This is a genomic window from Novosphingobium sp. Fuku2-ISO-50, assembly GCF_001519055.1.
Taxonomy (GTDB): Bacteria; Pseudomonadota; Alphaproteobacteria; order Sphingomonadales; family Sphingomonadaceae; genus Novosphingobium.
The window spans coordinates 22,168-43,803 of the sequence record NZ_KQ954308.1; the positions used below are offsets into that span (position 1 = coordinate 22,168).

Annotated in this window: 20 protein-coding genes; 8 read left to right on the plus strand and 12 right to left on the minus strand. The window is 65.0% G+C overall.

The window, feature by feature from the left end; all coding sequences use genetic code 11:
• Positions 1-144 precede the first annotated feature (144 nt).
• Positions 145-2,247: a protein-disulfide reductase DsbD family protein gene (locus tag AQZ50_RS19100; RefSeq protein ID WP_067749034.1), complete on the plus strand. Its 2,103-nt coding sequence runs from the start codon at positions 145-147 to the stop codon at positions 2,245-2,247.
• On the opposite strand, the gene AQZ50_RS19105 is transcribed toward AQZ50_RS19100, so the two are convergent.
• The 6 genes from AQZ50_RS19105 to AQZ50_RS19125 all read right to left on the minus strand — a co-directional run bounded on the left by AQZ50_RS19105 (position 2,219) and on the right by AQZ50_RS19125 (position 8,568).
• A complete protein-coding gene (locus AQZ50_RS19105) occupies positions 2,219-2,989 on the minus strand; it encodes an SDR family NAD(P)-dependent oxidoreductase (RefSeq protein WP_369801444.1) in 771 nt (256 codons plus the stop codon). The two genes, AQZ50_RS19100 and AQZ50_RS19105, sit on opposite strands and share 29 nt — an antisense overlap.
• A gap of 263 nt (positions 2,990-3,252) precedes the next feature.
• Positions 3,253-3,591 carry an energy transducer TonB gene (locus AQZ50_RS21305; RefSeq protein ID WP_082703814.1) on the minus strand — a complete coding sequence of 113 codons (339 nt, stop codon included), beginning with the start codon at positions 3,589-3,591 and terminating at the stop codon, positions 3,253-3,255.
• A gap of 62 nt (positions 3,592-3,653) precedes the next feature.
• Positions 3,654-5,954, minus strand: coding sequence for a DNA topoisomerase IV subunit A (gene parC, locus AQZ50_RS19110; RefSeq protein WP_067749037.1), 2,301 nt, complete (start codon positions 5,952-5,954; stop codon positions 3,654-3,656).
• Between the two features lie 136 nt (positions 5,955-6,090).
• Complete coding sequence (locus AQZ50_RS19115) at positions 6,091-6,423, minus strand: 2Fe-2S iron-sulfur cluster-binding protein (protein ID WP_067749040.1); 333 nt, start codon at positions 6,421-6,423, stop codon at positions 6,091-6,093.
• A gap of 37 nt (positions 6,424-6,460) precedes the next feature.
• Entirely contained in the window at positions 6,461-7,540 is a 1,080-nt protein-coding gene (locus AQZ50_RS19120) for a cysteine desulfurase family protein (RefSeq protein WP_067749043.1), read from the minus strand.
• Positions 7,537-8,568, minus strand: coding sequence for a cysteine desulfurase family protein (locus AQZ50_RS19125; protein WP_082703815.1), 1,032 nt, complete (start codon positions 8,566-8,568; stop codon positions 7,537-7,539). The genes AQZ50_RS19120 and AQZ50_RS19125 overlap by 4 nt, the downstream gene beginning before the upstream one ends.
• A 177-nt stretch (positions 8,569-8,745) precedes the next feature.
• Here AQZ50_RS19125 and AQZ50_RS19130 point away from each other — a divergent pair, with 177 nt between their 5' ends.
• On the plus strand, positions 8,746-9,402 hold the full coding sequence (locus AQZ50_RS19130) for an alpha/beta hydrolase (protein ID WP_067749046.1): 657 nt from the start codon (positions 8,746-8,748) through the stop codon (positions 9,400-9,402).
• Positions 9,403-9,428: 26 nt separating this feature from the next.
• Here AQZ50_RS19130 and AQZ50_RS19135 read toward each other — a convergent pair whose 3' ends face one another.
• Complete coding sequence (locus tag AQZ50_RS19135; protein WP_067749049.1) at positions 9,429-9,614, minus strand: hypothetical protein; 186 nt, start codon at positions 9,612-9,614, stop codon at positions 9,429-9,431.
• A gap of 3 nt (positions 9,615-9,617) precedes the next feature.
• A complete protein-coding gene (locus AQZ50_RS19140) occupies positions 9,618-10,109 on the minus strand; it encodes a GFA family protein (RefSeq protein ID WP_067749052.1) in 492 nt (163 codons plus the stop codon).
• Between the two features lie 375 nt (positions 10,110-10,484).
• Between AQZ50_RS19140 and cobS the strand changes: the two genes are divergently transcribed.
• Both cobS and AQZ50_RS19150 read left to right on the plus strand, forming a co-directional pair.
• Complete coding sequence (gene cobS, locus AQZ50_RS19145) at positions 10,485-11,462, plus strand: cobaltochelatase subunit CobS (protein ID WP_067749055.1); 978 nt, start codon at positions 10,485-10,487, stop codon at positions 11,460-11,462.
• Between the two features lie 103 nt (positions 11,463-11,565).
• A complete protein-coding gene (locus AQZ50_RS19150) occupies positions 11,566-12,570 on the plus strand; it encodes an MBL fold metallo-hydrolase (protein ID WP_067749057.1) in 1,005 nt (334 codons plus the stop codon).
• A 15-nt stretch (positions 12,571-12,585) separates the two neighbouring features.
• On the opposite strand, the gene AQZ50_RS19155 is transcribed toward AQZ50_RS19150, so the two are convergent.
• The 4 genes from AQZ50_RS19155 to fmt form a co-directional block, all read right to left on the minus strand.
• Positions 12,586-15,024 (minus strand): putative bifunctional diguanylate cyclase/phosphodiesterase, encoded by a 2,439-nt coding sequence (locus AQZ50_RS19155; RefSeq protein ID WP_197412564.1) that lies wholly within the window; start codon positions 15,022-15,024, stop codon positions 12,586-12,588.
• 151 nt (positions 15,025-15,175) lie between these two features.
• Complete coding sequence (locus AQZ50_RS19160) at positions 15,176-16,285, minus strand: zinc-binding dehydrogenase (RefSeq protein WP_067749063.1); 1,110 nt, start codon at positions 16,283-16,285, stop codon at positions 15,176-15,178.
• Entirely contained in the window at positions 16,245-17,036 is a 792-nt protein-coding gene (gene truA / locus AQZ50_RS19165; protein ID WP_067749065.1) for a tRNA pseudouridine(38-40) synthase TruA, read from the minus strand. Before truA ends, AQZ50_RS19160 begins: the two co-directional genes overlap by 41 nt.
• A gap of 5 nt (positions 17,037-17,041) precedes the next feature.
• A complete protein-coding gene (fmt, locus tag AQZ50_RS19170; RefSeq protein WP_067749067.1) occupies positions 17,042-17,962 on the minus strand; it encodes a methionyl-tRNA formyltransferase in 921 nt (306 codons plus the stop codon).
• A gap of 123 nt (positions 17,963-18,085) precedes the next feature.
• Here fmt and recR point away from each other — a divergent pair, with 123 nt between their 5' ends.
• From recR to AQZ50_RS19190, 4 genes are all read left to right on the plus strand, one after another.
• Positions 18,086-18,682 (plus strand): recombination mediator RecR, encoded by a 597-nt coding sequence (recR, locus tag AQZ50_RS19175; RefSeq protein WP_067749073.1) that lies wholly within the window; start codon positions 18,086-18,088, stop codon positions 18,680-18,682.
• A gap of 46 nt (positions 18,683-18,728) precedes the next feature.
• Positions 18,729-19,298 (plus strand): peptide deformylase, encoded by a 570-nt coding sequence (def, locus tag AQZ50_RS19180; protein WP_067749075.1) that lies wholly within the window; start codon positions 18,729-18,731, stop codon positions 19,296-19,298.
• A 73-nt stretch (positions 19,299-19,371) separates the two neighbouring features.
• Entirely contained in the window at positions 19,372-20,853 is a 1,482-nt protein-coding gene (gene rmuC / locus AQZ50_RS19185) for a DNA recombination protein RmuC (protein WP_067749077.1), read from the plus strand.
• Positions 20,854-20,918: 65 nt separating this feature from the next.
• Positions 20,919-21,636 (plus strand): GGDEF domain-containing protein (locus AQZ50_RS19190; protein ID WP_156427446.1); only part of this gene is annotated, 718 nt, incomplete at its 3' end.

The window sequence follows — 21,636 nt, forward strand, 5'->3', positions numbered from 1 at the left end:
TCTGTCGCTGGACCAGATCACTGGACTCAGGTCACTGGACTCGAGGCAATCGGGTACTTATCCTCCTGCGCTGATGGCCTCCGCCAACGCGCGGTGCAAGGGGGCCTGCACCTTTGTCACGCTCCGCCGCCAGAGATCCCGTTCGTGTCATCCCCCCTGTCTAAAACGCTTCCCTTTTGCCGGTTCATCGCCGCGCTGTTGCTGTTGCTGGCGTTCAGCCCTGCGCGCGCCGACAGCCCGACGCCGGGCGGGCCAACGCATATCCACGCAACGCTGATTGCCGAGCGCGGCGGAGCACCGGGGGAGACGATCACGCTCGCGCTGGCGATGCAGCCGGACAAGGATTGGCACGGCTATTGGTCGAATCCGGGCGATGCCGGGCTCGCCCCGACACTCGACTGGACCTTGCCCAAAGGGGCATCGGCGGCCGCCCTGCAATTCCCCGTGCCGCAGACCTTGCTCGTCGCCGGGCTGATGAACCATGTCTATGCGCATGATTTCGCGATCCTGATCCCGCTGACGCTGCCGCGCGATGCCACTCCGGGCGCCGTTTTGCCGATCCGCGCCAAGGCGCAATGGCTCGCCTGCACCGCCGCGATCTGCGTTCCCGAAGACTCCGAAGTCTCAACCACGGTGACGGTCGGCGCGCCGGGGGCTGCTGACCCGCGTTTTACGGCATGGCGCGCCGCGCTGCCCGCCCCGCTCGATCAACCCGCGCGCTTTACCGCCACGCGCACCGGCTATCGCCTGGCCATTCCCTTTCCCGCGCGTGCGGCGATTGCCGATCCGCACCTGTTCATCGCCGCCGACGGCGTGGTCGACTATGCCGCGCCCCAGGCGTTCAGCCGCAATGGCGACACGCTGATCATCGAACTCGCGCGCTCCAAAGCTGCCTCGGCGGAAAGCCCGACCAGCCTGTCGGGGGTATTGTCGCTCGGCCACGATGCCTCGGGCGGCGATCTGGGCGGGATCAGCCTGATCGCCCAGGCCGGGCCCGTCCCGGCGGCGGGCATGCCGCTTGCCGCGCCAACGCCCGCCTTTTCGTGGCGCCTGCTTGGGCTCGCCGTGCTCGGCGCGCTGGCGGGCGGGCTGGTGCTCAATGTCATGCCCTGCGTCTTTCCGATCCTCAGCCTCAAGGCGCTCGCACTGGCACGCGGCAACAGCCACAATGCGCATGTCGAGGCGCTCGCCTATTCCGCCGGGGTGATCCTCGCCTGTCTGGCGCTTGGTGGCGTCATGCTCGCGCTCCGCGCGGCGGGCAGCGAAGTGGGCTGGGCGTTCCAGTTGCAGGATCCGGGCGTTGTCGCCGTGCTGCTGCTGTTGGCGGTGGCAATCACCGCCAATTTCGCCGGGCTCTATGAACTTCCCGGCCTGTCCTATGCGAGCGGCGCGCCGGGCAAGCATGGCGTGGCGGGCGCATTCGGCACCGGCTTGCTTGCCGCCTTTGTCGCCACGCCATGCACCGGGCCGTTCATGGCTGCGGCGATGGGCGCGGCGCTGGTCCTGCCGACGGTCGCCGCGCTGGCGGTGTTCGGCGCGCTGGGCCTCGGCCTTGCGCTGCCCTTTCTGGGCATCGGCTTCATCCCCGCGCTGCGCCGCCTTTTGCCGCGTCCCGGTGCGTGGATGGTGTGGTTTCGCCATGCCATGGCGGTGCCGATGGGGCTGACCGTACTGGCGCTGGGCTGGCTCGCCTGGCGGCTGGGCGGCGTCCCGTTTGCGGCCGCCTCGGTCGCGCTGGCGGCGGGCGTGATCGTGCTGCTGGCGTTCGCCGGGCGTGCGCAGCATCGTGGCCGGGCGGTCGGCTGGTCCGTGCCCGTGCTCGCCGTGCTGGCCGCGACAGCCGCGATCGGCACGCCGCGCCTCGCCAGCGCCGACCGCCACGACGATGCCGGCGTGATTGGCGCCAAACCGTTCAGCGAAGCCGCGCTCCAGGCCGCGCGCGCCGCGCATCATCCGGTGTTTGCCTATTTCACCGCCGACTGGTGCCTGTCGTGCAAGGTCAATGAAAACCTCGCGATCGAAACGAGCGCCACGGCCGCCGCCTTCCGCAAGGCCGGGGTGGTCGTGCTGGTCGGCGACTGGACGCGGCGCGATCCGGCGATCACCCGCTTCCTCACCAATGCGGGCGCCGCCGGGGTGCCGCTCTATCTGTGGTATCCCGCCGATGGCGAGCCGCAGAAGCTCGGCCAGGTCATGACCCCCGCAACGCTCCCGGAGCTTACAACGACTGCCCGTCGTCCACAGTGATGTGCGCGCCCGTCACATAGGCGGACGCGTCCGAGGCGAAAAACAGCATCGGATCATCGAGCGCCCCGATCGGAGTCAGCCGACGGCGCGGCCATGATCCGACTTGCGCCTTGCCGCCCTCGGTGGCGAACCAGTCGGCATCGATTTCGGTCAGGATATAGCCCGGCTGCACGGTGTTGACGTTGATCCCCTGCCGCGCCCATTCGCGCGCCAATTGCCGCCCGAGATGCACCACCGCCGCCTTGCTCGCGGCATAGGCGGAATCGCCCTGCCCGGTCATCTCGGCGGTAATCGACCCGGTCAGCACGATCCGCCCGCGCCCCGACGCCTTTGACCCGGCGGCGATCATCCGCCGCGCCCCTTCGCGCGCGGTCAGATAGACGGCGGTGAAATTGGTATCGATCACCCGCCGTACTTGCTCCGCCGACAAATCGAGCGCACGCCCCGCATCGGCCATCCCCGCATTGGCCAGCACCGTATCGGGCGTCCCGAAATGCGCCTCTGCCGCATCGAACGCGGCGATGATCGAAGCCTCATCGGTCACATCCAGCACCACCGGCAGCGCATCCGCGCCGATCTCGTCCGCCAGCGCCGCAATCCGATCCACCCGCCGCGCGCCCAGCACGACTTTGGCCCCCGCGCGCGCAAACACCCGCGCCAGATGCGCCCCGATCCCCGAACTCGCCCCGGTAATCAGGGCAACGCGACCCTCAAGCGAAATACGCGGGCGTTCCATCGGCATCCTCAAATCCCATGCTTGTTTAACCGATCTGTTAAACTCCTGAGCAGAGATCGCAAGAGCCATTCCCCCCTCGCCGTCGCCCCGGACTTGCCCCCGACGGCACTCACGCATCTCTAACCACGAAATTTATACTGTTAAATCAATTAGGTATAAACCATCGTCATTCCCGCGCAGGCGGGAATGGCCGACAAATGTGGAACATGTGAATGCCGCAAGCGCTTGACCCGGGGCGACACAGAAGGCCGGATTTGCCACCGCAACGTCTAGCGATTGGGAATCACCCAATTCATCTTGCTCTTGAACACGCGCTTGGCTGGCCCGCCATCCTTGTCTGTCGCAGGTTTGAAGCGCGCCCTTCGAATGACCACGTCGCAAGTGGCTTTATCAAGGCGCGGAAAACCGCTGGATGTCAAAACAACGCAATTTGAGGCTCTGCCATCGACACCCACGTCAACCTGGAACTCGACCGTTCCCTGCTCCCCGGCTTTAAGGGATTCAGTCGGATAATCGTTATCTTGCCTCCCCGCCTGCGCGCAAGTCGATGATGCCAGCAGGCCACAGCTCAAACATATCACGCAGAGTGCGACTTTTCCATTTCGCATCGTTGATGCCCTCCATGAGGACCGACCGCTCGCAACGGATCAAGGCCGGAATAGCCAAACCCTCATCCCGCAAACTTGTTGTCGCGGGGAAAGCCGTTGGGCGGCAGGCGCCCGCCCGCGCCGCGTGCGACTTTCCAGGGCAGCAAGTCCTTTTCGATACGTGTCCGCCCGCTGTCGCCGCCCATCGGCCAGGACAGGCCGTCTTCGAGGCGCAGGCTGATCACATCGGCCATGCCGCCATCGCGATAGCGTTGCAGAGTCACGCCTTGCCCTTTGGCCAGCACCGGCACTTCGTTGAGTGCAAAGATCACCAGCTTGCGATTGTCGCCGATCACGGCAACGTGGTCGTGTTCGGGGGCAATTTCGCGCACCACCGCCAGCTTGACGCCGGGCTTGGTCGAAACGACGGCGCGGCCCTTTCGCGTTTCGGCGAGCAGTTCATCCATCTCGGCGGCAAAGCCGCGCCCAGTGTTGGCCGCGAGCAGCAATTGCCCGCCCGGACGGTGCGTCACGATCGCAACGATCTGCGCATCGGGATCGATGTCGAGCATCGTGCGGATCGGTTCGCCAAACCCGCGCGCACCCGGCAGCTTGTCCGCGCCGATCGTGTAGAATCGCCCGTTATCAAGCGCAATCAACAGCTTGTCGGTGGTCTGCGCATGGAACGCAAAGGCCGGGCCATCGCCTTCCTTGAACTTGAAATCCGAATCGAGCGGGACATGGCCCTTGGCCGCGCGGATCCAGCTGCGGTGCGACACGATCACCGTGACCGGCTCTTTCTCGATCATCGCATCCATGTTGAATTCGCGCGTCGGCGCGGCTTCGGCGATGGTCGTGCGACGGCGGCCAAGCGGCGTGTCTGGGCCGTAATCCTTGCGCAAAGAGGCCAGTTCGCGCTTCAGCTTGGTCCGCTGGCGCGCCGGGCTTTCGAGCAGCTTGTTGAGATCGTCCTGTTCGGCCAGCAGCGTGTCGTGTTCGCGCCGCAGCTCCATCTCTTCAAGCTTGCGCAACGAGCGCAGCCGCATGTTGAGAATCGCTTCGGCCTGACGGTCGGTCAGCGCGAATTCGGCGATCATCACCGGCTTTGGCTCATCCTCGCCACGGATGATCTCGATGATCCGGTCGAGATTGAGATAGGCAATGATATAGCCTTCGAGCAGTTCGAGCCGCGCGGCGATCTTGTCCAGCCGATGGCGCGCGCGACGCAGCATGATGTCGATCTGCGACACCACCCATTCCTGCAGCAAGAGCTTCAGCCCCAGCACGCCGGGCGTGCGCCGCGCATCGAGCACGTTGAGATTGAGCGAAAAGCGCGATTCGAGATCGGTCAGACGGTAAAGCGATTCCTTCAGCAGATCGGGATCGACATTGCGGCTTTTCGGTACGAGCACGATGCGGATCTGTTCGTCGGATTCATCGCGAATGTCTTCGAGAATCGGCAGCTTCTTGTCGCCGATCAGCGCGGCGATCTGTTCGATCAGCTTGCCCTTGGGCACCATGTAGGGGATTTCGGACAAGACCAGCTGCCATTGCCCGCTGCCGAGCCGTTCGATCCCGGTCTCTTCCCATTGGCCCGCTTCGTCGCGCCCGGTCGAAAAGCGGCCGCGCGTGCGGATCGCGCCCTTGCCGCTGGCATAGGCCGCGCTGATCGAGGCGGGGCTGTCGACCACGATCCCGCCGGTGGGGAAATCGGGGCCGTGAAAGACTTCCATCAATTGCGCGTGCTCGACCGCCGGATTGTCGATCAGCATCAGCGTGGCATCGACGATTTCTGCGACATTGTGGCTGGGGATCGAGGTCGCCATGCCGACGGCGATGCCGGTCGAGCCATTGGCGAGCAGATTGGGGAACAGCCCGGGGAAAATCTCCGGCTCTTCTTCCTCGCCATTATAGGTCGGATGAAAATCGACCGTGCCCTCTTCGAGCCCGGCCATCAGGCGCACCGCCGTCGCGGTCAGCCGCGCCTCGGTATAGCGATAGGCGGCGGCGTTATCACCGTCGATATTGCCGAAATTGCCCTGCCCCTCGACCAGCGGATAGCGCAGCGCGAAATCCTGCGCGAGGCGGACCATCGCGTCATAGACCGAAGCATCGCCATGCGGGTGATACTTGCCGATCACATCGCCGACCACGCGCGCCGATTTCTTGAACGCATCGGTGGGATTGAGCTTCAATTGCCGCATCGCCCAGAGCAGGCGGCGATGCACCGGCTTCAGCCCGTCGCGAAGATCGGGCAACGAACGCGCGGTAATCGTCGAAAGCGCATAGACGAGATAGCGTTCCGAAAGCGCCGCATCGAACGGCGCATCGACGATTGCGTCGAAAGGATCGGGCTCATCCCGGGTCGGGGTATCTTTGGCCATGATGGCTGTTACCTACCACCCGCCCCCGCGATGACAACCGCCGGGAACGCGTAATCCCCTTTCTTGTTGTCCTTGCCCGCTTGTTGTCCTTGCCCGCTTGTTGTCCTTGCCTGCTTGTTGCCTTTGCCCGCGCCGATCAACGCCCCTGCATGTCGCGTGCTTCATCGGGAATGCGCACTTCGAGCCCCTCGAGTTCATCGCTCAGCACGATCTGGCAGGCAAGGCGGCTGGTACGCGTGACCCCGGCGGCAAGGTCGAGCATGTCCTCTTCATCTTCGGTCGCGTCGGTCAAACGGTCGAACCATTCCTGCGCAATGATCACATGGCACGTCGAACAGGCCATCTGCCCTTCGCAAGTGCCTTCGAGCGGCATGCCGATTCCCTGGCCCAGCGCAAGCAGGCTCTGGCCCGGCTCTCCTTCGGCCTCGACCTTGCGGCCCTCGGTGGTGACAAAGCAGACCTTGACCATCTGTCGAAAATCTCCCCTCTTCGCCGGGCTGCGATCTCTACAGCCCCTGCGCCCCCGCTGCGGCAAGGATTGCCGCAACCGCCTCGTCAAGCTCCTCTTCCCCGGTATAGCGCCCAAATCCGATGCGGAGCGCCGTTTTTGCTTCCCTGTCCGAAAGTCCCAGCGCACGCAAGACATGGCTGGGCCGCCCCGAACCACTGGCACAAGCGGACCCTGCAGAAATGGCCACAGTGCGACATTCCGACAACAGTCGCGCGGCATCGAGCCCATCAAGCCGAACGTTCAGATTGCCATGCCAGCGCGCGACGGCGCTGCCGTTGAGCATCCATCCGGCAAACGCAGCCTGCGCCCTTGTCCACAGCTTGTCCACATGTGCCGCATCGCTTTCCCGCAAGCTTGTGCACAGCTTCGCCGCCGCGCCGAAACCTGCGGCCAGCGCTGGGCTGAGCGTACCCGAGCGCAGCCCGCGCTCCTGCCCGCCGCCGGTGATCAGCGGATCGACCCGCACCCCGTCGCGTATCCACAGCGCGCCGATGCCTTTGGGCCCATAGAGCTTGTGCGCCGAGATCGCGATAAGGTCCGCGCCCACAGGCGCGGCCAGCTTGCCCGCGCCTTGCACCGCGTCGCACAGGAACAGCGCGCCCATCGCCCGCGCGCGCGCCGCGATCGCCGCGACCGGCTGCACCGTGCCGATCTCGTTGTTGACCTGCATGACCGCGACCAGCCCGGTGCCATCGGGAATCGCCGCCTCGGGATCGACCACCCCTTCGCCATCGACCGCCAACAGGGCCACCTGAGGATCGATCGCGCGCGCCGTATCGAGCACGGCGGCATGTTCGATCGCCGAAACCGCAAGTTTGCGCGCCCCGATACCGCGCAATGCCATATTGAGCGCCTCGGTCGCGCCCGAGGTAAAGATCACCTGCCCGCCGGGCGGCAGCAACGCGGCAACGGCATCGCGCGCCACTTCGATCGCCGCCGCCGCTGCGCGCCCGGCGCGATGCGGGCTGTGCGGATTGGCAAATCCCTCGCTGCCCGGCCCGCCCAGCCAGGGCAGCATCGCTTCGCGCGCTTCGGGCGCGAGCGGCGTGGTCGCCTGATAATCGAGATAGATCATCGCCCGGCGATCCCCTGAAAAGCCGCGACAAAGCGATCGATGGCGGCCTCGTCGGTCTCGCGCCCGATCGATACGCGGATCACTTCCCCGGCACCGGCTACCCCCATCGCGGTCAGGACATGACTGGTCCGCAGCGACCCCGAAGAACAGGCGCTGCCCGCCGAAACGGCAATGCCCATGGCATCGAGCCGGATCAGCAGGGCATTGGCCGACAGCCCGGGCATGCGACACGCGCCGATCGTGGCAATCCGCGGCGCAGCCTCGGCAATCACTTCGCCCCCGGCCTCGCCAATCGCCCGCTCAAGCCGCGTGCGCAGGACCGCCGCGCGCGCCATCCAGTCGTCCCCGGCCTCCAGCGCCGCCGCCATGGCCAGCGCACCGGGCATGTTCTCCGTCCCGCCGCGATAGCCGCGCTCTTGCCCGCCGGTTGGCCGCAACAGCGCCCAATCGCGCACCAGCAAGGCGCCGATACCGACCGGCCCGCCAAACTTATGCGCCGATACCGCGATCAGATCGGCATCGGGCAAGGCCAGTTTGCCCGCGCTTTGCGCGCAATCGGCAAGGAGGACACCGCCCGCCGCGCGCACGCACGCGGCAATCGCATCGATCGGCTGGATCACCCCGGTTTCGTTATTGACCTGCTGCACCGCGACGAGCCCGCCCAGCGCGGCATCGGCCAAAACGACCTGCCCCGCCCCATCGACGCCCAGCCGCGCCGCGCCCCCGGCATGGCGCAACACCGCCTCGTGCTCCACCGCCGAAACCGCAACCAGCGGCGCATGGCCGCGCGCCATGGCCAGCGCCAGCGCTTCGCTCGCCCCGCTCGTCAGGATCACTTCGCCCCGCCAGCCGAGCGCGGCGCTAATCCGCGCGCGCGCATCTTCCAATGCCGCGCGCGCGGCGCGCCCCGCGCGATGCGGGCTCGACGGATTGGCCCAGATCGCAAAACCGTGTTCGAGCGCCGCGCGCGCCTCGGGCAAAAGCGGCGTGGTGGCAGCGTGGTCGAGATAGGTGATCGGTTCGGTCAAAACGGTTCCTGCTTGAAAGATTGCTTTCGCGCGCGCGGTTTCTATATAGCCGGTGTTTAAAATCCACCTTGTGTATTTCCAGCTTGTGCATTCCGGGGCCGCCAAAGCCCTGGTTCAAAAACGGCATCCCCGGTTTGCGCCGGTGTGGCGCCATCCACCGTTTCGTCAGGATCACCGATGCCCGCAGTCATCTTTCCCGGTCCCGAAGGTCGCCTCGAAGGCCGGTTTCAGCCGTCCGCCCGGCCCCGCGCGCCGATCGCCATGATTCTCCACCCGCACCCGCAAGCGGGCGGAACCATGAACGACCGCATTACCCAGGCGCTCTATCGCACATTCGTCGCGCGCGGCTTTGCCACCTTGCGCTTCAATTTCCGCGGCGTCGGTCGCAGCCAGGGCAGCTTTGACAACGGCATCGGCGAATTGTCCGACGCCGCCGCCGCGCTCGACTGGGTGCAGCAGATTCACCCCGAAGCGTCGAGCACATGGATCGCGGGCTATTCGTTCGGCGCGCTGATCGGCATGCAGCTCCTGATGCGCCGCCCCGAAGTGCGCGGCTTCATCTCGGTCTCGCCGCCCGCCAACATGTACGATTTCAGCTTTCTCGCCCCGTGCCCGTCGTCGGGGATCATCGTGCAGGGCGCGGCGGATACCGTCGTCACGCCAAGCGCGGTGCAAAAGCTGGTCGACAAGCTGCGCACGCAAAAGCACATCACGATCCATCACGACGAGATCCCGCGCGCCAACCATTTCTATGAAAACGAACTGGACGACATGATGCGCGCGGTCGACACCTATCTCGACATGCGCCTCTCGCCCGATTGCCCGATCAAGTAAGACACGGGCAAGCAAGAGAACCACGATCACTTTCCCGCCGGCGCCACCGGCCCGGCGGGAAGGCTCCAGATCGCGACATTGCCGGCCATGACCAGTGCAGCGAGCGCCATCAACAAGGCCTTGCGCCGATCACCCCGCCGCCACAGCGCAGTCGCGCCGAGCAAAAGCGCGGCAATCGCCAGCACGACGAGCGACATCACGGTATCAGCCATGGCTCAGCTCGCCCGCAAGGCGCGCAACCGCGCCGCGCCATTTTCGCCCAACACCTGCGGCACATCGCGCCCCGTATAAAACGCGGCGAACGCAGGGGTTGCCGGATCGAGCCCAACCCAGGCCTGTTTGCTGCGGGTAAACAAATGCACCGTGGGCGGGCAAAGCGCGGGATCATCGAGCGTGCCCGCGCGGACGAACGTCGCCTTGTTGCCCAACCCGCCGTAATGGCTCCACAATGCGGTGTGGCATTGCGGGCAACGCATGACCTGCTGCCCTGCCCCGCTTGCCGATTCAAGCCGGTCGGCGAGCGGCGCGGGCCCTTGGGCGGAAAAGCGCGCGCTTTCGATCACCGCGTTGACGGCAAAGGCGCTGCCACCTTCGCGCTGGCAATCGGTGCAATGACAGCAATGCACCACATAAGGCGCATCATGCAGGCAATAACGGATTGCGCCGCACGCGCAGCCACCCGTGGCAAAGCCGGTTTCGTCTCCCATGTCCGTCACTCTCCCGTGTCCGTCACGATGCGCGCGAAGCGGGACAGCGTCAACTATTGCTGCTGTTGCTCCTGTTGCTCCTGCTGCTCCCGCGACGGCGCCGGACGCGCGGGCATTTCCTCGCGCGGGGGCAGGTCGGGAGGGGGCCTGTTCGCGTCCGCCTTGTCGTCCATTGCCGCACAGCCTCCTGCGCCCGAATCACGTGGCCGCATATCCGCCGCCCGCTCGGCGCAGCGTGCCGCCCGACGCTTTTTCAAGCAATCGCTTAAAATCCCGCAATCCTGCGCTTCAGCCGCGCATGGGCGACCGAAAGGGCAGCATTTTGATCATCAAGAGCATTGCAGCGCGGCGCGCGCGCGTATAGGCGAAGCGGTGATGACTGACACGACGCCCTCTGCCGACACCGTGCTTGCCGCCCCGGATACCACGCTCGACGTTCGCGCGACGTTCGGGATCGACATCGACATGTCCGTGCCCGCCTTCAGCGTGGCCGACGAGCGCGTGCCCGATCTCGATCCGAATTACGTGTTCGACCCGGACACCACGCTCGCCATCCTCGCCGGCTTTGCCTTCAATCGGCGCGTGATGGTTCAGGGCTATCACGGCACGGGCAAATCGACTCATATCGAACAAGTTGCCGCGCGGCTGAAATGGCCTTGCGTGCGCATCAACCTCGACGCGCATATCAGCCGTATCGACCTGATCGGGCGCGATGCAATCGTGCTGCGCGACGGCTTGCAAGTGACCGAATTCCGCGAAGGTCTGCTGCCCTGGGCGCTGCAGACGCCGACCGCGCTGGTCTTCGACGAATATGATGCGGGCCGCCCCGACGTGATGTTCGTGATCCAGCGCGTGCTGGAAACCGAGGGCAAGCTCACGCTGCTCGACCAGAACCGGGTGATCCGCCCCAATCCGTGGTTCCGCCTGTTTGCCACCGCCAATACGGTCGGGCTTGGCGATACCTCGGGGCTTTATCACGGTACGCAGGCGATCAACCAGGGCCAGATGGACCGCTGGAACCTTGTCGTCGCGCTCAATTACCTGCCCGCCGCGACCGAGATCGAAGTCGTGACCAAAAAAGTCCCCGGCCTCGATCCCAAGACCGCCGGCGACATGGTCCGCGTCGCAGACCTCACGCGCAAAGGCTTCATCGGCGGCGACATTTCGACCGTGATGAGCCCGCGCACCGTGATCAGCTGGGCGCAGAACGCGGCGATCTTCAAAGACGTCGGCTTTGCCTTCCGCCTGTCGTTCCTCAACAAGTGCGACGAAACCGAGCGCGTTCTGGTGGCCGAATATTACCAGCGCGTGTTTGGCAAGGATTTGCCCGAAAGCATCGCGCATAAAGCCTAGGCGGCGCGCGCCCTGCTGCTTTTGACTTATTGACAGCGCACCTGCTCCCACTAGCCTGACCGCATCAATTCTGATGATGCGGCATCGGGCAGTGGGGATATTCATGAAGATTTGGCCTGCACTCAGGGCAATCGTCCTCGTCGCGCTGCTGTTTTCGGGGCTGTTTTCGGGCGGGATGGCCAGCGCCGCCGAAATGAACATGCGCGTATTTCGCATAAATGATCATCTGCTGTGCTTTTACGATGGACGACCGGCCGAGGCGGACGTCAAACCGGGCGGCGCCAATTGGGCCGATTTCGGCGCCAACAACGTCGGCGTGGCCACGTATGTCATTTACAGCGGCGACCGCGCACTGGTCTACGACACGTTCCCCGGCACGCGACAGGCGCAATGGGTGCGGGACTATCTCGCCAAAGCAGGCATTCGGCACTTCGTGGTCGCGATCAGCCATTGGCATCTCGACCATGTCGGCGGCAACGCGGTCTATGCCGACAGCGATCTCATCGCCACCGCAAAGACGCGGCAGACTTTGGCGGCAAGGAAAAGCGCCATCGAAGCGGGCACCGAATGGGGCCCGCCGGCAATCGCACCGCTGTTGCTCCCCAATATCGTCCTTACCGCCGACACATCCATCTTTGTCGGCACCATAAAGGTCGAATTGCGGCCAGTCGACATTCACTCCGAAGACGGTCTGGTGATCTATTTGCCCGGCGACCGCATCCTTCTGGCAGGCGATACTCTCGAAGATACCGTGACGTTCATTTCGGAACCGGAGCACATTCCCGATCAATACAGAAATCTGCTGGCCATGAAGCAATGGGGTTTCGATCGAATTCTGCCCAACCATGGCAACCCCGATGTCATTGCGCGCGGCGGATACGAGACCACGCTGATCGACGTAACGCGCGCTTACTTGCGCCGCATGGTCGAACATGCCCACGATCGCGATTTTCTCGATCAATCGCTGGACAGTTATATCAGCGATGCGGTGCAAAAAGGGTACGTCAGCCTATGGTGGGCCTATCACGACGCGCACCGCAGCAATCTCGCCAAAGTGGCCAAAGCCTATCAGAATCGACCGCTCCCGGATTTTGGCCCCCAGCCGTAAAGCGCGCTCGCGCAGCTATTCAGCGTCACCGCACTTTTCACAATCTACTACACTGGCCCCGCCTACCACCAATCGCCCGGTACAGGCCTGCGACGACTGGCCGCACGGGCTCATACCGGTCGGGTTGCCGGCATGTTTTCGGGCAATCCGCGTGATCGGCAAATCCGCCGCAGGCATCGCCCGCCCGGTGAGATACCCCTGCACCTGGTCACAGCCGTGCTCACGCAAGCATTCAAGCTGGCTTTCGTCCTCCACCCCTTCGGCAATCGTCTGCATGTTGAGCTTGCCCGCAAGATCGAGCACCGCCTCGACAATCGCCGCGCTATCGCCCGGATCGGCCGCCCTGTCGGACAAATCGGCGACAAAGCAGCGGTCGATCTTGATCTTGTCGAAAGGAAAGCTGCGCAAATAGTTGAGCGAGGAATAGCCGGTGCCGAAATCGTCGAGCGCGATGCGCACGCCCAGGCTGCGCAGCCGATGCAGCACGCGCAGGCATTGCGCTTCATTCTCGATCAGCATCGTCTCGGTGATTTCCAGCTCCAGCCGCGCCGGGTCAAACCCGCTGAAAGACAGCGCCGCGACAACCTGACGCAGGATTTCACCCCTGCGCAGCTGGATTGCCGAGACATTGACCGCAACGGTCAGGTCCGCAGGCCAGGTCGCCGCTTCGGCCAGAGCCTCGCGCAGCACCCATTCGCCGATCGGCACGATCAGCCCGCTTTCTTCGGCCAAGGGAATGAATTTGCCGGGATCGATCAGGCCGCGCTGCGGATGGTTCCACCGCAGCAGCGCCTCGAACCCCACGATCCGCCCCGAAGCCAGTTCGCGCAAGGGCTGATAATAAAGTACAAATTCGCCCCGCGCCAGCGCCAGCCGCAGCTCCACTTCCATCGCCTGACGATCGGCCAGCCCGCGCAGCAAAGCGGGGCTATAGACCGCGGCCCGCCCGCGCCCGTTCGATTTCGCATCATAGAGCGCAAGGTCCGCCGCGCGCAGCAGTTCATCGCCGGTCGCGCCGTGCTGCCCGGCCAGCGCGATGCCGACGCTGGCGCCGACTTCGACCGAGCGCATCTCCAGCCGGATCGGGGCGGACAGCGCCGCGATAAGGCGTTCGCCGAGCGCGACGACAGCGTCAAGCGAAGCGGGCGCAATGACCAGAACGGCAAATTCATCACCCCCCAACCGCGCAACCAGATCACCGGCCCGGGCCCCTTCGGTCAGCCGCAACGCCGTCTCGATCAAGACCTGATCCCCGGCGGCATGGCCAAAGGTGTCGTTGATCACCTTGAACCGGTCGAGATCGATGAACATCACCGCAAAGGCAATCGCGGCGGCGCCAGCCTGACCGTTGGGAGCCTGTTCCAGCGCCGCATCGAGCCGCGCCTGAAATTCGGCGCGATTGGCGATCCGGGTCAGCGGGTCGTGATTGGCAAGGAAGCGAATTCTGCTTTCGGCCTGATGCCGATCGGTAACATCGCGGATGAAACCGCGAAACCCCGTCAGCCGCCCGCTGGAATCAACCACCGGACAACCCGACTGCAGCCACCAACGCTGTCCCTCGGGCGTCGAGACCGGCGCGATCAGATCGCGAAACGGCTTTAACCGATAGGCAATGCGACGGATTTCTTCGCGCGCCGGCCCACGCTCGTAAAGCGCGGTCAGTTTCAGCCCGTTGATCGCGTCTGCCGGGCGCCCGGCCATGCGGCACAGCCGTTCCGAGGCATTGCGGATGCGCCCCTGGACATCGGTTTCGACCAGGCAATCGCTACCGTGTTCGTCGTACTGGTTGAGCAAGAGCTGGATGGTTTCGTTCGCGCTCTTGAGCTTGCGCGTGCGCAGCCGCCGCGTGGCAAACATGTAGTACAAATTGAAAATACGCAGATGCGCGCTGTAGATATACAGCACCGCCAGCCCGATCAACGTGCCGGCATAGCCGCCCGACCGCATCAGCAGCGCGGCGGCGACCGCTGCGATCCCCATGGCCTGCGAAGCCAAAGCGGCAACAGGCAAAGTGAACTGGGCAAAGGCCTCTGCACCAAGCAGGAGCAGGATCGCGATCAGTGTCGGCACGACGCGCGGTTCGGGCACGATGAAGACCGCGATCCCGCTCAGCCCGGCCAGCACCAGTCCGCGCGCCAGCATGTACCAGCGCCACCAACGCACCAATCGCTGCGCCGCCACACCATCGCGGCGCGCGCGAAAGAACACCCACTGCGCCCCCAGCAGCGCGCCGGTCGCTGCCGCCTGCGCCCCCACGAACCAGGCGGCGGCAATCCCGCTCGCCCAGACCAGAAGGAACGCCCGCAAAATCTCGTAAATCAGCCCCGCAAAACTGTGAATCTGGTTGAGCTTGCACGCGGCAAACCATTCGCGGTCATGCTTATCCACATCATGGGTAATCAGGTGCCCCATGATCAGCGGTTGCTTCAACAAGATCTCGCGCAGGCTGCGCACCAGGCCGTATCCCTCCTCGCCCGTGCAGGCCGGACGGCATTGATCCGTCCGCCCACCGGGCAGGCGCAAGGGTATTCCGCGTGCGCCTAATGCGCGGTTCCTTTGCATCTAGGTGACATTGCGAGGCTGCCGTTTCAAGGGCCGCCGTCGATCAGCCCTGCGGCACGATCAAATACTTCTCGCCCGTCGCGCGTGCGTTGTAGGTCAGCGCGGCTTCGCGCGTGAGCGCTTGTTCGAGCGTGACGCGTGCCTTGAAATGGCTCGCAAAAGTCGTGGTCAATTCATCGCGCACGCGCTGACGCATCTGCTCGACCGCTTCGGGCTCGAGCGTACCCAGAAACGGGAACAACAGGAAACCGCCGACCGCCCAGCCAAATCCGAACGAACGATTGAGCACGGTCGGACCCATGTCGAGCCCGCCATAGATATAGACCTTTTTGAAAATGTCCGATCCATAGCGGCTGTAGCTGGCGCCCCTGTTGGCCACTTGCTCCATCGCGGACAGGATCTGCCCTGCGAGCTTGCCCCCGCCGATCGCATCGAAGCCGATCGTCGCGCCGGTCGCCTCGATCGCCGCCACGAGATCGGGCAGAAACGTTGCGGACGAAGAATCCACGACATGCTCCGCGCCGATCCCCTTGAGCAGCGCGACTTGCGCGGGCGAACGCACGATGTTGACCAGCGGCACCCCGTCTGCGGCACAAATCCGCACCAGCATCTGCCCCAGATTCGACGCGGCGGCCGTGTGGACCAGCGCCTTGTGCCCTTCGCGGCGCATCGCCTCGACAAACGACAGCGCGGTCAGGGGATTGACGAATGCCGTCGCGCCCTGTTCCGCCGTGGCCCCATCGGGCAGCACCAGACACGAACGCGCATCGACTTTGACATAGCGCGCATACATCGTGCGCGGGATCGCCGCGACGATCTTGCCCAGCAGGGCTTGCGCCTCGGGCGCCTCGCCTGCGGCAATGACGGTCCCTGCGCCTTCGTTGCCGACCGGCTGCGGCTCGCCGATGCGGCCCTGCATCGCGCGCACCGCCGCATCGGGCATCCGCGCCACGATCCGCCCGGGCGTATAGTCGGCATTTTCGAGATCGGCCGGCCCGAACAGCAGCCCCAGATCCGAAGGGTTGATCGGCGCCGCCTCGACGCGGATCAGCACCTCATGCCCGGTGGGATCGGACAAATCGGCATCCCGCAATTCGACGATCAGACGGCCATCAGCTTCGAGGGTCGATACGATCTGCCTGTTCGCAACCATGTTCGTTCTCTCCCGGATAAATTGCGTTTATGAAATAGAGCCCGTCTGGTGGTGCATTAAGTCCCAATTTGCAACGGTTTTTGGCTTCCAGCGCGGCAACCAGATCGTCGTGGCTCCATTGCCCCTGCCCGACGAGCGCCAGGCACCCGACCATCGAGCGCACCTGATGATGCAGGAAACTGCGCGCGGCCGCAGCGATCAACACCGCGTTGCCCTCGCGCCGGACATCGAGCCGGTCGAGCGTCTTGACCGGGCTCGCCGACTGACAATGCACCGAACGAAACGTGGTGAAATCATGCAGACCGACAAGCGCCTGGGCAGTCTGGTGCATGACATCGGCATCGAGCGGACGCGTGATCCGCCAGGCCTTTCCGAGCTCGAGCGTCAAAGGCGCGCGGCGGTTGATGATACGGTATTCATAGGCGCGGCCCACGCAGGAAAAGCGCGCATGCCAATCGTCAGGCACGCCCACACAGCCAAGCACCGCAATCGGCTTCGGCTTCAACAGGGCATTGATCGCCTCGCCCAGACGAAACGGATCGAACCCGCGCGACAAGTCGAAATGCGCGCGCATCGCCCGCGCATGAACCCCGGTGTCGGTGCGCCCGGCGGCATGGACCACGACACGCTCGCCGGTCACCGCTTCCACGGCCTCCTCGACCGCCTGCTGCACCGTAGGACCATGCGGCTGGCGCTGATAGCCCATGAACGGCGCGCCATCCCATTCGAGCGTCAAGGCAAAGCGGGGCATCGCGCTCAGCCCAATTCCGCGACTGCAAGGCACGTACCGGCAGGAATCGCCCGCCCGCGCAGCAAGGCCGCCGTGTCCATCGCCGGGCGCCCGGCGCGCTGCACCAGCGTCGGCCGCAAGGCGCCCGCGCCACAGGCGATCGTCAACATGTCATCCAGCACCACGCCCGGCTCTCCATCGCCATCGACCACGTCCGCGCCGAGCACGCGATAGCGCTCCCCCTCCAGCTCAAAGAATGCCCCCGGCGCCGGCGCAAAGGCGCGCACGCGACGCTCAAGGTCCGGCGCGGGCATGGCAAAGTCGAGCCGGCTTTCCGCCTTGTCGATCTTGGCCGCATACGTAACGCCTTCGGCAGGCTGCACCACCGGCGGATGCGCGGGCAAGTCGCCAAGCACCACAACCATCGCCCGCGCACCGATTTCGGCGAGCTCGGCAGTCAGATCCCCTGCGGTTTTGGCATCGATCGACGTGCGCACCACGGCCAGCATCGGCCCGGTATCGAGCCCGCGCTCCATCTGCATGATCGTCACGCCGGTCTCGACGTCGCCCGCCAGAATCGCGCGCTGCACCGGCGCCGCCCCGCGCCAGCGCGGCAGGATCGAGCCATGGACATTGAGACAGCCATGACGCGGCGCGGCCAGCACGGCGGGCGGCAGGATCAGGCCATAGGCAGCGACCACCGCGGCATCGGCGCCAAGCGCGGCAAACGCCGCCTGCTCGTCGGCGCCCTTGAGACTGGTCGGGGTCATCACGGGAATCCCCGCCTCTTCGGCGGCACGGTGCACCGGCGACGGCTGCAGCTTCTTGCCCCGCCCTGCCGGTCGCGGCGGCTGGCTATAGACCGCGACAACCTGATGCCCGGCACCGATCAGCGCGGCCAGCGTCGGCACCGCGAAATCGGGGGTTCCCATAAAGACGATACGCACGGGCTCGGGTAATCCCTTTTTTGACTTTCGTTTTGATCGATCGGCCCTAGCTCTTTGCGGTCGCATCGCGAAAAGCAAAAAACCGGTTCCCACTTTTTTGCGCGATGCTCTATCGGTGCGCCGATGGCATCGCAAGAGATCGAGGCATTGGCCAATGCGCTGGCGCGGCTGCCGGGGCTGGGGCCGCGTTCGGCGCGGCGGGCGGTGCTGTGGCTGATCAAGCGCCGAGAAACCGCGCTGACCGGGCTGGTCGAAGCGCTGGGCACCGTGCGCGACCGGCTGATCGAATGCCCCGTCTGCGGCAATGTCGATACCACCAGCCCCTGCGGCATCTGCGCCGATCCGCGCCGCGACGCGCGTGCGTTGTGCGTGGTCGAAGATGTCGCCGATCTCTGGGCGCTCGACCGTGCTCGGCTGTTTACCGGGCGTTATCATGTCCTTGGCGGCAGACTTTCGGCGCTCGACGGGGTCCGCCCCGAAGATCTCAACATCGCGCGGCTGATCGACCGCGTGTCTGCGGGCGGGATCGACGAAGTGGTACTGGCGATGAACGCCACGCTCGAAGGCCAGACCACGGCGCATTACCTCGCCGAACGGCTCGAAGCCTGGCCAATCCGCCTGACCCAGCTTGCCCACGGCCTGCCGGTCGGCGGCGAACTCGACTATCTCGACGAAGGCACGCTCGCCCAGGCGCTGCGCGCGCGCCGCCCGGTGGGGTAGGATTCGGGTACTTGCGAGTCGGACGGCGGCTGATTATCTGACGGTGATGGCCATTCGCGAAATCCTTGAAGTCCCCGATCCCCGCCTCAAGCAGGTGTCGACCCCTGTCGAAACATTCGACGATGCTCTGCGTACGCTTGTCGCCGACATGTTCGAGACGATGTACGATGCCCCCGGCATCGGCCTCGCCGCGATTCAGATCGGCGTGCCGCAGCGCGTGCTGGTGATCGACCTGCAGCCCGACGATCCCGATGCCGAGCCCGAAGTGTGCACCTCACACGGCGGCCACAGCCACACGCATCAGCCGACGAAGCGCGAGCCGCTGGTATTCATCAACCCGGAAATCGTGCCGCTGACCGAGGAACAGACGGTCTATAGCGAAGGCTGTCTTTCGGTCCCCGAAATCTATGCCGACGTCACTCGCCCCTCGCGCATCCGCGCCCGCTGGCACGATCTGGACGGCACGATCCACGAAGAAGAGATCGAAGGCCTGCTCGCGACCTGCCTGCAGCACGAGATGGATCACCTCGAAGGCATCCTGTTCATCGATCATCTTTCGCGGCTCAAGCGCGGCATGGCGCTCAAGAAACTGGAAAAACTTCGCCGCGCCGCCTGATCGACGCAGGGTTGCCATACGGCGCGACGCCCTTTAGGTTCACGGTTCGTTCCGTTACCGAAGGGGTGCCGCCTTGGATTCGCTGATTATCGCCGGGATTGCCGTGGTGGCCCTGATCGCGGGGCTGGCGCTCGGCTGGTTTCTCGGCGCGCGTCCCGTCGCCGAATGGCGCGCGCGCGCCGATGCGCATGAGGCGACGGTCAAGGCGATGACGGTGGATCTGGCGGGGCTGTCCGAACGCGTCCGGCAGATCGACAGTCTGGGCGCCGAGCTGGCCGCGCTGCGCCGCGAGCGCGATACGCTGGCCCCGCGTGTCGCCACTGCCGAAGCCCGCGCCGCCGAAGCTGACCGCCTGCGCGCGGACCTCGCCGAAACCCGCACGGCGCGCGAAGCGCTCGCCACCGATCTGGCGCGGATGAAGGCCGATGCGGTCCATTTCGACGAGCAAAAGCGTCTGCTGCTCGCCGCGCAAGGCGAATTGCGCAAGGAATTCGAAAACGCCGGCAGCAAAGTGCTCGAAAAGGCGCAGGAAACCTTCCTCACCCGTGCGCAGGCGCGGTTCGAGGAAAGCGAAAAGGCGCAAGGCGAGCGGCTGAAAACCCTGCTCGCCCCGGTCGATCAGCGGCTCAAGGCCTATGAAGAACAAGTCGGCAAGCTCGAAAAGGACCGCGTCGATGCTTTCGGCAATCTTACCGGGCTGATCCAGTCGATGCGCGACGGGCAGGAAGCGGTGCGCGCCGCCGCCGCGCAACTGGGCAATTCGCTGCGCAACGGACCCAAGACGCGCGGTCGCTGGGGCGAATTGCAATTGCGCAATGTGCTCGAACAATGCGGGCTCGCCGAACATACCGACTTCGTCACCGAGCAGTCGATCGACACCGACGAAGGCCGCCTGCGCCCCGACGCAATCGTGCGCATTCCGGGCAACAAGCTGCTGGTGATCGACGCCAAAGTCTCGCTCAACGCCTATCAGGATGCGTTCGAGGCCGACAATGACGACGCCCGCGCCGCCGCCCTGAAACTGCACGTCCAGTCGATGCGCAACCATATCCAGACGCTGGGCAGCAAGGCCTACCAAAGCCAGTTCGAAGACGCGCCCGACTATGTGCTGATGTTTGTCCCCGGCGAACATTTCATCGCCGCCGCGCTCGAAAACGATCCCAACTTGTGGGATTACGCCTTTGAACGCCGCGTCCTGCTGGCCAGCCCCACCAATCTCGTCGCCATCGCCCGCACGGTCGCGCAAGTCTGGCGCCAGGATGGTCTGGCGCGCGAAGCCCGCGAAATCGGCCGCATGGGCGGCGAGCTTTACGACCGGCTCGCGGTCGCCGCCGACCATCTCAAGCGCGTGGGCAGCGGGCTGGAAAGCGCGGTCAGCAATTACAACAAGTTCGTCGGCAGCTTTGAACGCAATGTGCTGTCCGCCGGGCGCCGCCTGCGCGAAAAGCATATCGAAATCGGCAAGCGCGAAATCGAGGATCTCGCGCTGATCGAAAGCGCACCGCGCTATGGCGCTGCCGATGCCGAGCCGATCGATTCGGCCGTTCAGGATTGATCGCAGGGAAATCGGCGCTGCGCCCATTCACCCGACGATAAGACTATGAGGCGCATAGAGGCGCCATGACCCCGCGTCGCCGCATCGCCCGTTCCGCCGCTTTTGCCATCGGCTCCACACTTGTCTCAATGAAGCTCGTGTCGCTGGTGTCCGGCATCGATATTCCGCCGGTCTTCTGGGCGGTCGGATTCCTGTGCCCCGCCGTTCTGGGCACAATGACCTCGGCCCGCCTGATTCATCAGTCGGAACAGATCCGCCGGCTCTATGCCGAATTGCAGCACAGCCATGCGATGATGAAAGTCGCGGCGCAGACCGACCCCTTGACCGGTGTGCTCAACCGGGGGGCGTTTCTGGCGCGCATTGCCGAGCTTCGCGCGGCGGGTCAGGTCGGCTGGCTGGTCCTGCTCGACGTCGATCATTTCAAGCATATCAACGATCGCCATGGCCATGAAGCCGGCGATGATGCGCTGCTCGGGATCGCGGGCCTGATCCGCGAAGCGGTGCGCGCCGATGATCTGATCGGACGGTTGGGCGGCGAGGAATTCGGCATCTACCTGCCGCAAATCAGCGCCGACGACGCGCTCGCCCTGACCGAGCGCGTCCGATCGCATCTCGCGCAGTCCCCCGCCTATGCCGTCAATGGCGAAGCCTATTGCGTGACGGCCAGCCTTGGCATGGCGATCGAACAATCCCCCGGCGAAACCCTGAAAGACATTCTCCGCCGCGCCGACATGGCCATGTACCGCGCCAAGGACGAAGGCCGCAATCGCATCGCGGCCGCCT

Coding starts and splice junctions, on each gene's coding strand:
- cobS (WP_067749055.1), top strand. CDS start 10,485: ATGACTGACACGACGCCCTCTGCCGACACCGTGCTTGCCGCCCCGGAT.
- AQZ50_RS19150 (WP_067749057.1), top strand. CDS start 11,566: ATGAAGATTTGGCCTGCACTCAGGGCAATCGTCCTCGTCGCGCTGCTG.
- AQZ50_RS19115 (WP_067749040.1), bottom strand. CDS start 6,423: ATGGTCAAGGTCTGCTTTGTCACCACCGAGGGCCGCAAGGTCGAGGCC.
- AQZ50_RS19135 (WP_067749049.1), bottom strand. CDS start 9,614: ATGGCTGATACCGTGATGTCGCTCGTCGTGCTGGCGATTGCCGCGCTT.
- AQZ50_RS19120 (WP_067749043.1), bottom strand. CDS start 7,540: ATGATCTATCTCGATTATCAGGCGACCACGCCGCTCGCGCCCGAAGCG.
- parC (WP_067749037.1), bottom strand. CDS start 5,954: ATGGCCAAAGATACCCCGACCCGGGATGAGCCCGATCCTTTCGACGCA.
- recR (WP_067749073.1), top strand. CDS start 18,086: ATGGCATCGCAAGAGATCGAGGCATTGGCCAATGCGCTGGCGCGGCTG.
- AQZ50_RS19105 (WP_369801444.1), bottom strand. CDS start 2,989: ATGCCGATGGAACGCCCGCGTATTTCGCTTGAGGGTCGCGTTGCCCTG.
- AQZ50_RS19160 (WP_067749063.1), bottom strand. CDS start 16,285: ATGGTTGCGAACAGGCAGATCGTATCGACCCTCGAAGCTGATGGCCGT.
- AQZ50_RS21305 (WP_082703814.1), bottom strand. CDS start 3,591: ATGCGAAATGGAAAAGTCGCACTCTGCGTGATATGTTTGAGCTGTGGC.
- AQZ50_RS19140 (WP_067749052.1), bottom strand. CDS start 10,109: ATGGGAGACGAAACCGGCTTTGCCACGGGTGGCTGCGCGTGCGGCGCA.
- def (WP_067749075.1), top strand. CDS start 18,729: ATGGCCATTCGCGAAATCCTTGAAGTCCCCGATCCCCGCCTCAAGCAG.
- AQZ50_RS19130 (WP_067749046.1), top strand. CDS start 8,746: ATGCCCGCAGTCATCTTTCCCGGTCCCGAAGGTCGCCTCGAAGGCCGG.
- truA (WP_067749065.1), bottom strand. CDS start 17,036: ATGCCCCGCTTTGCCTTGACGCTCGAATGGGATGGCGCGCCGTTCATG.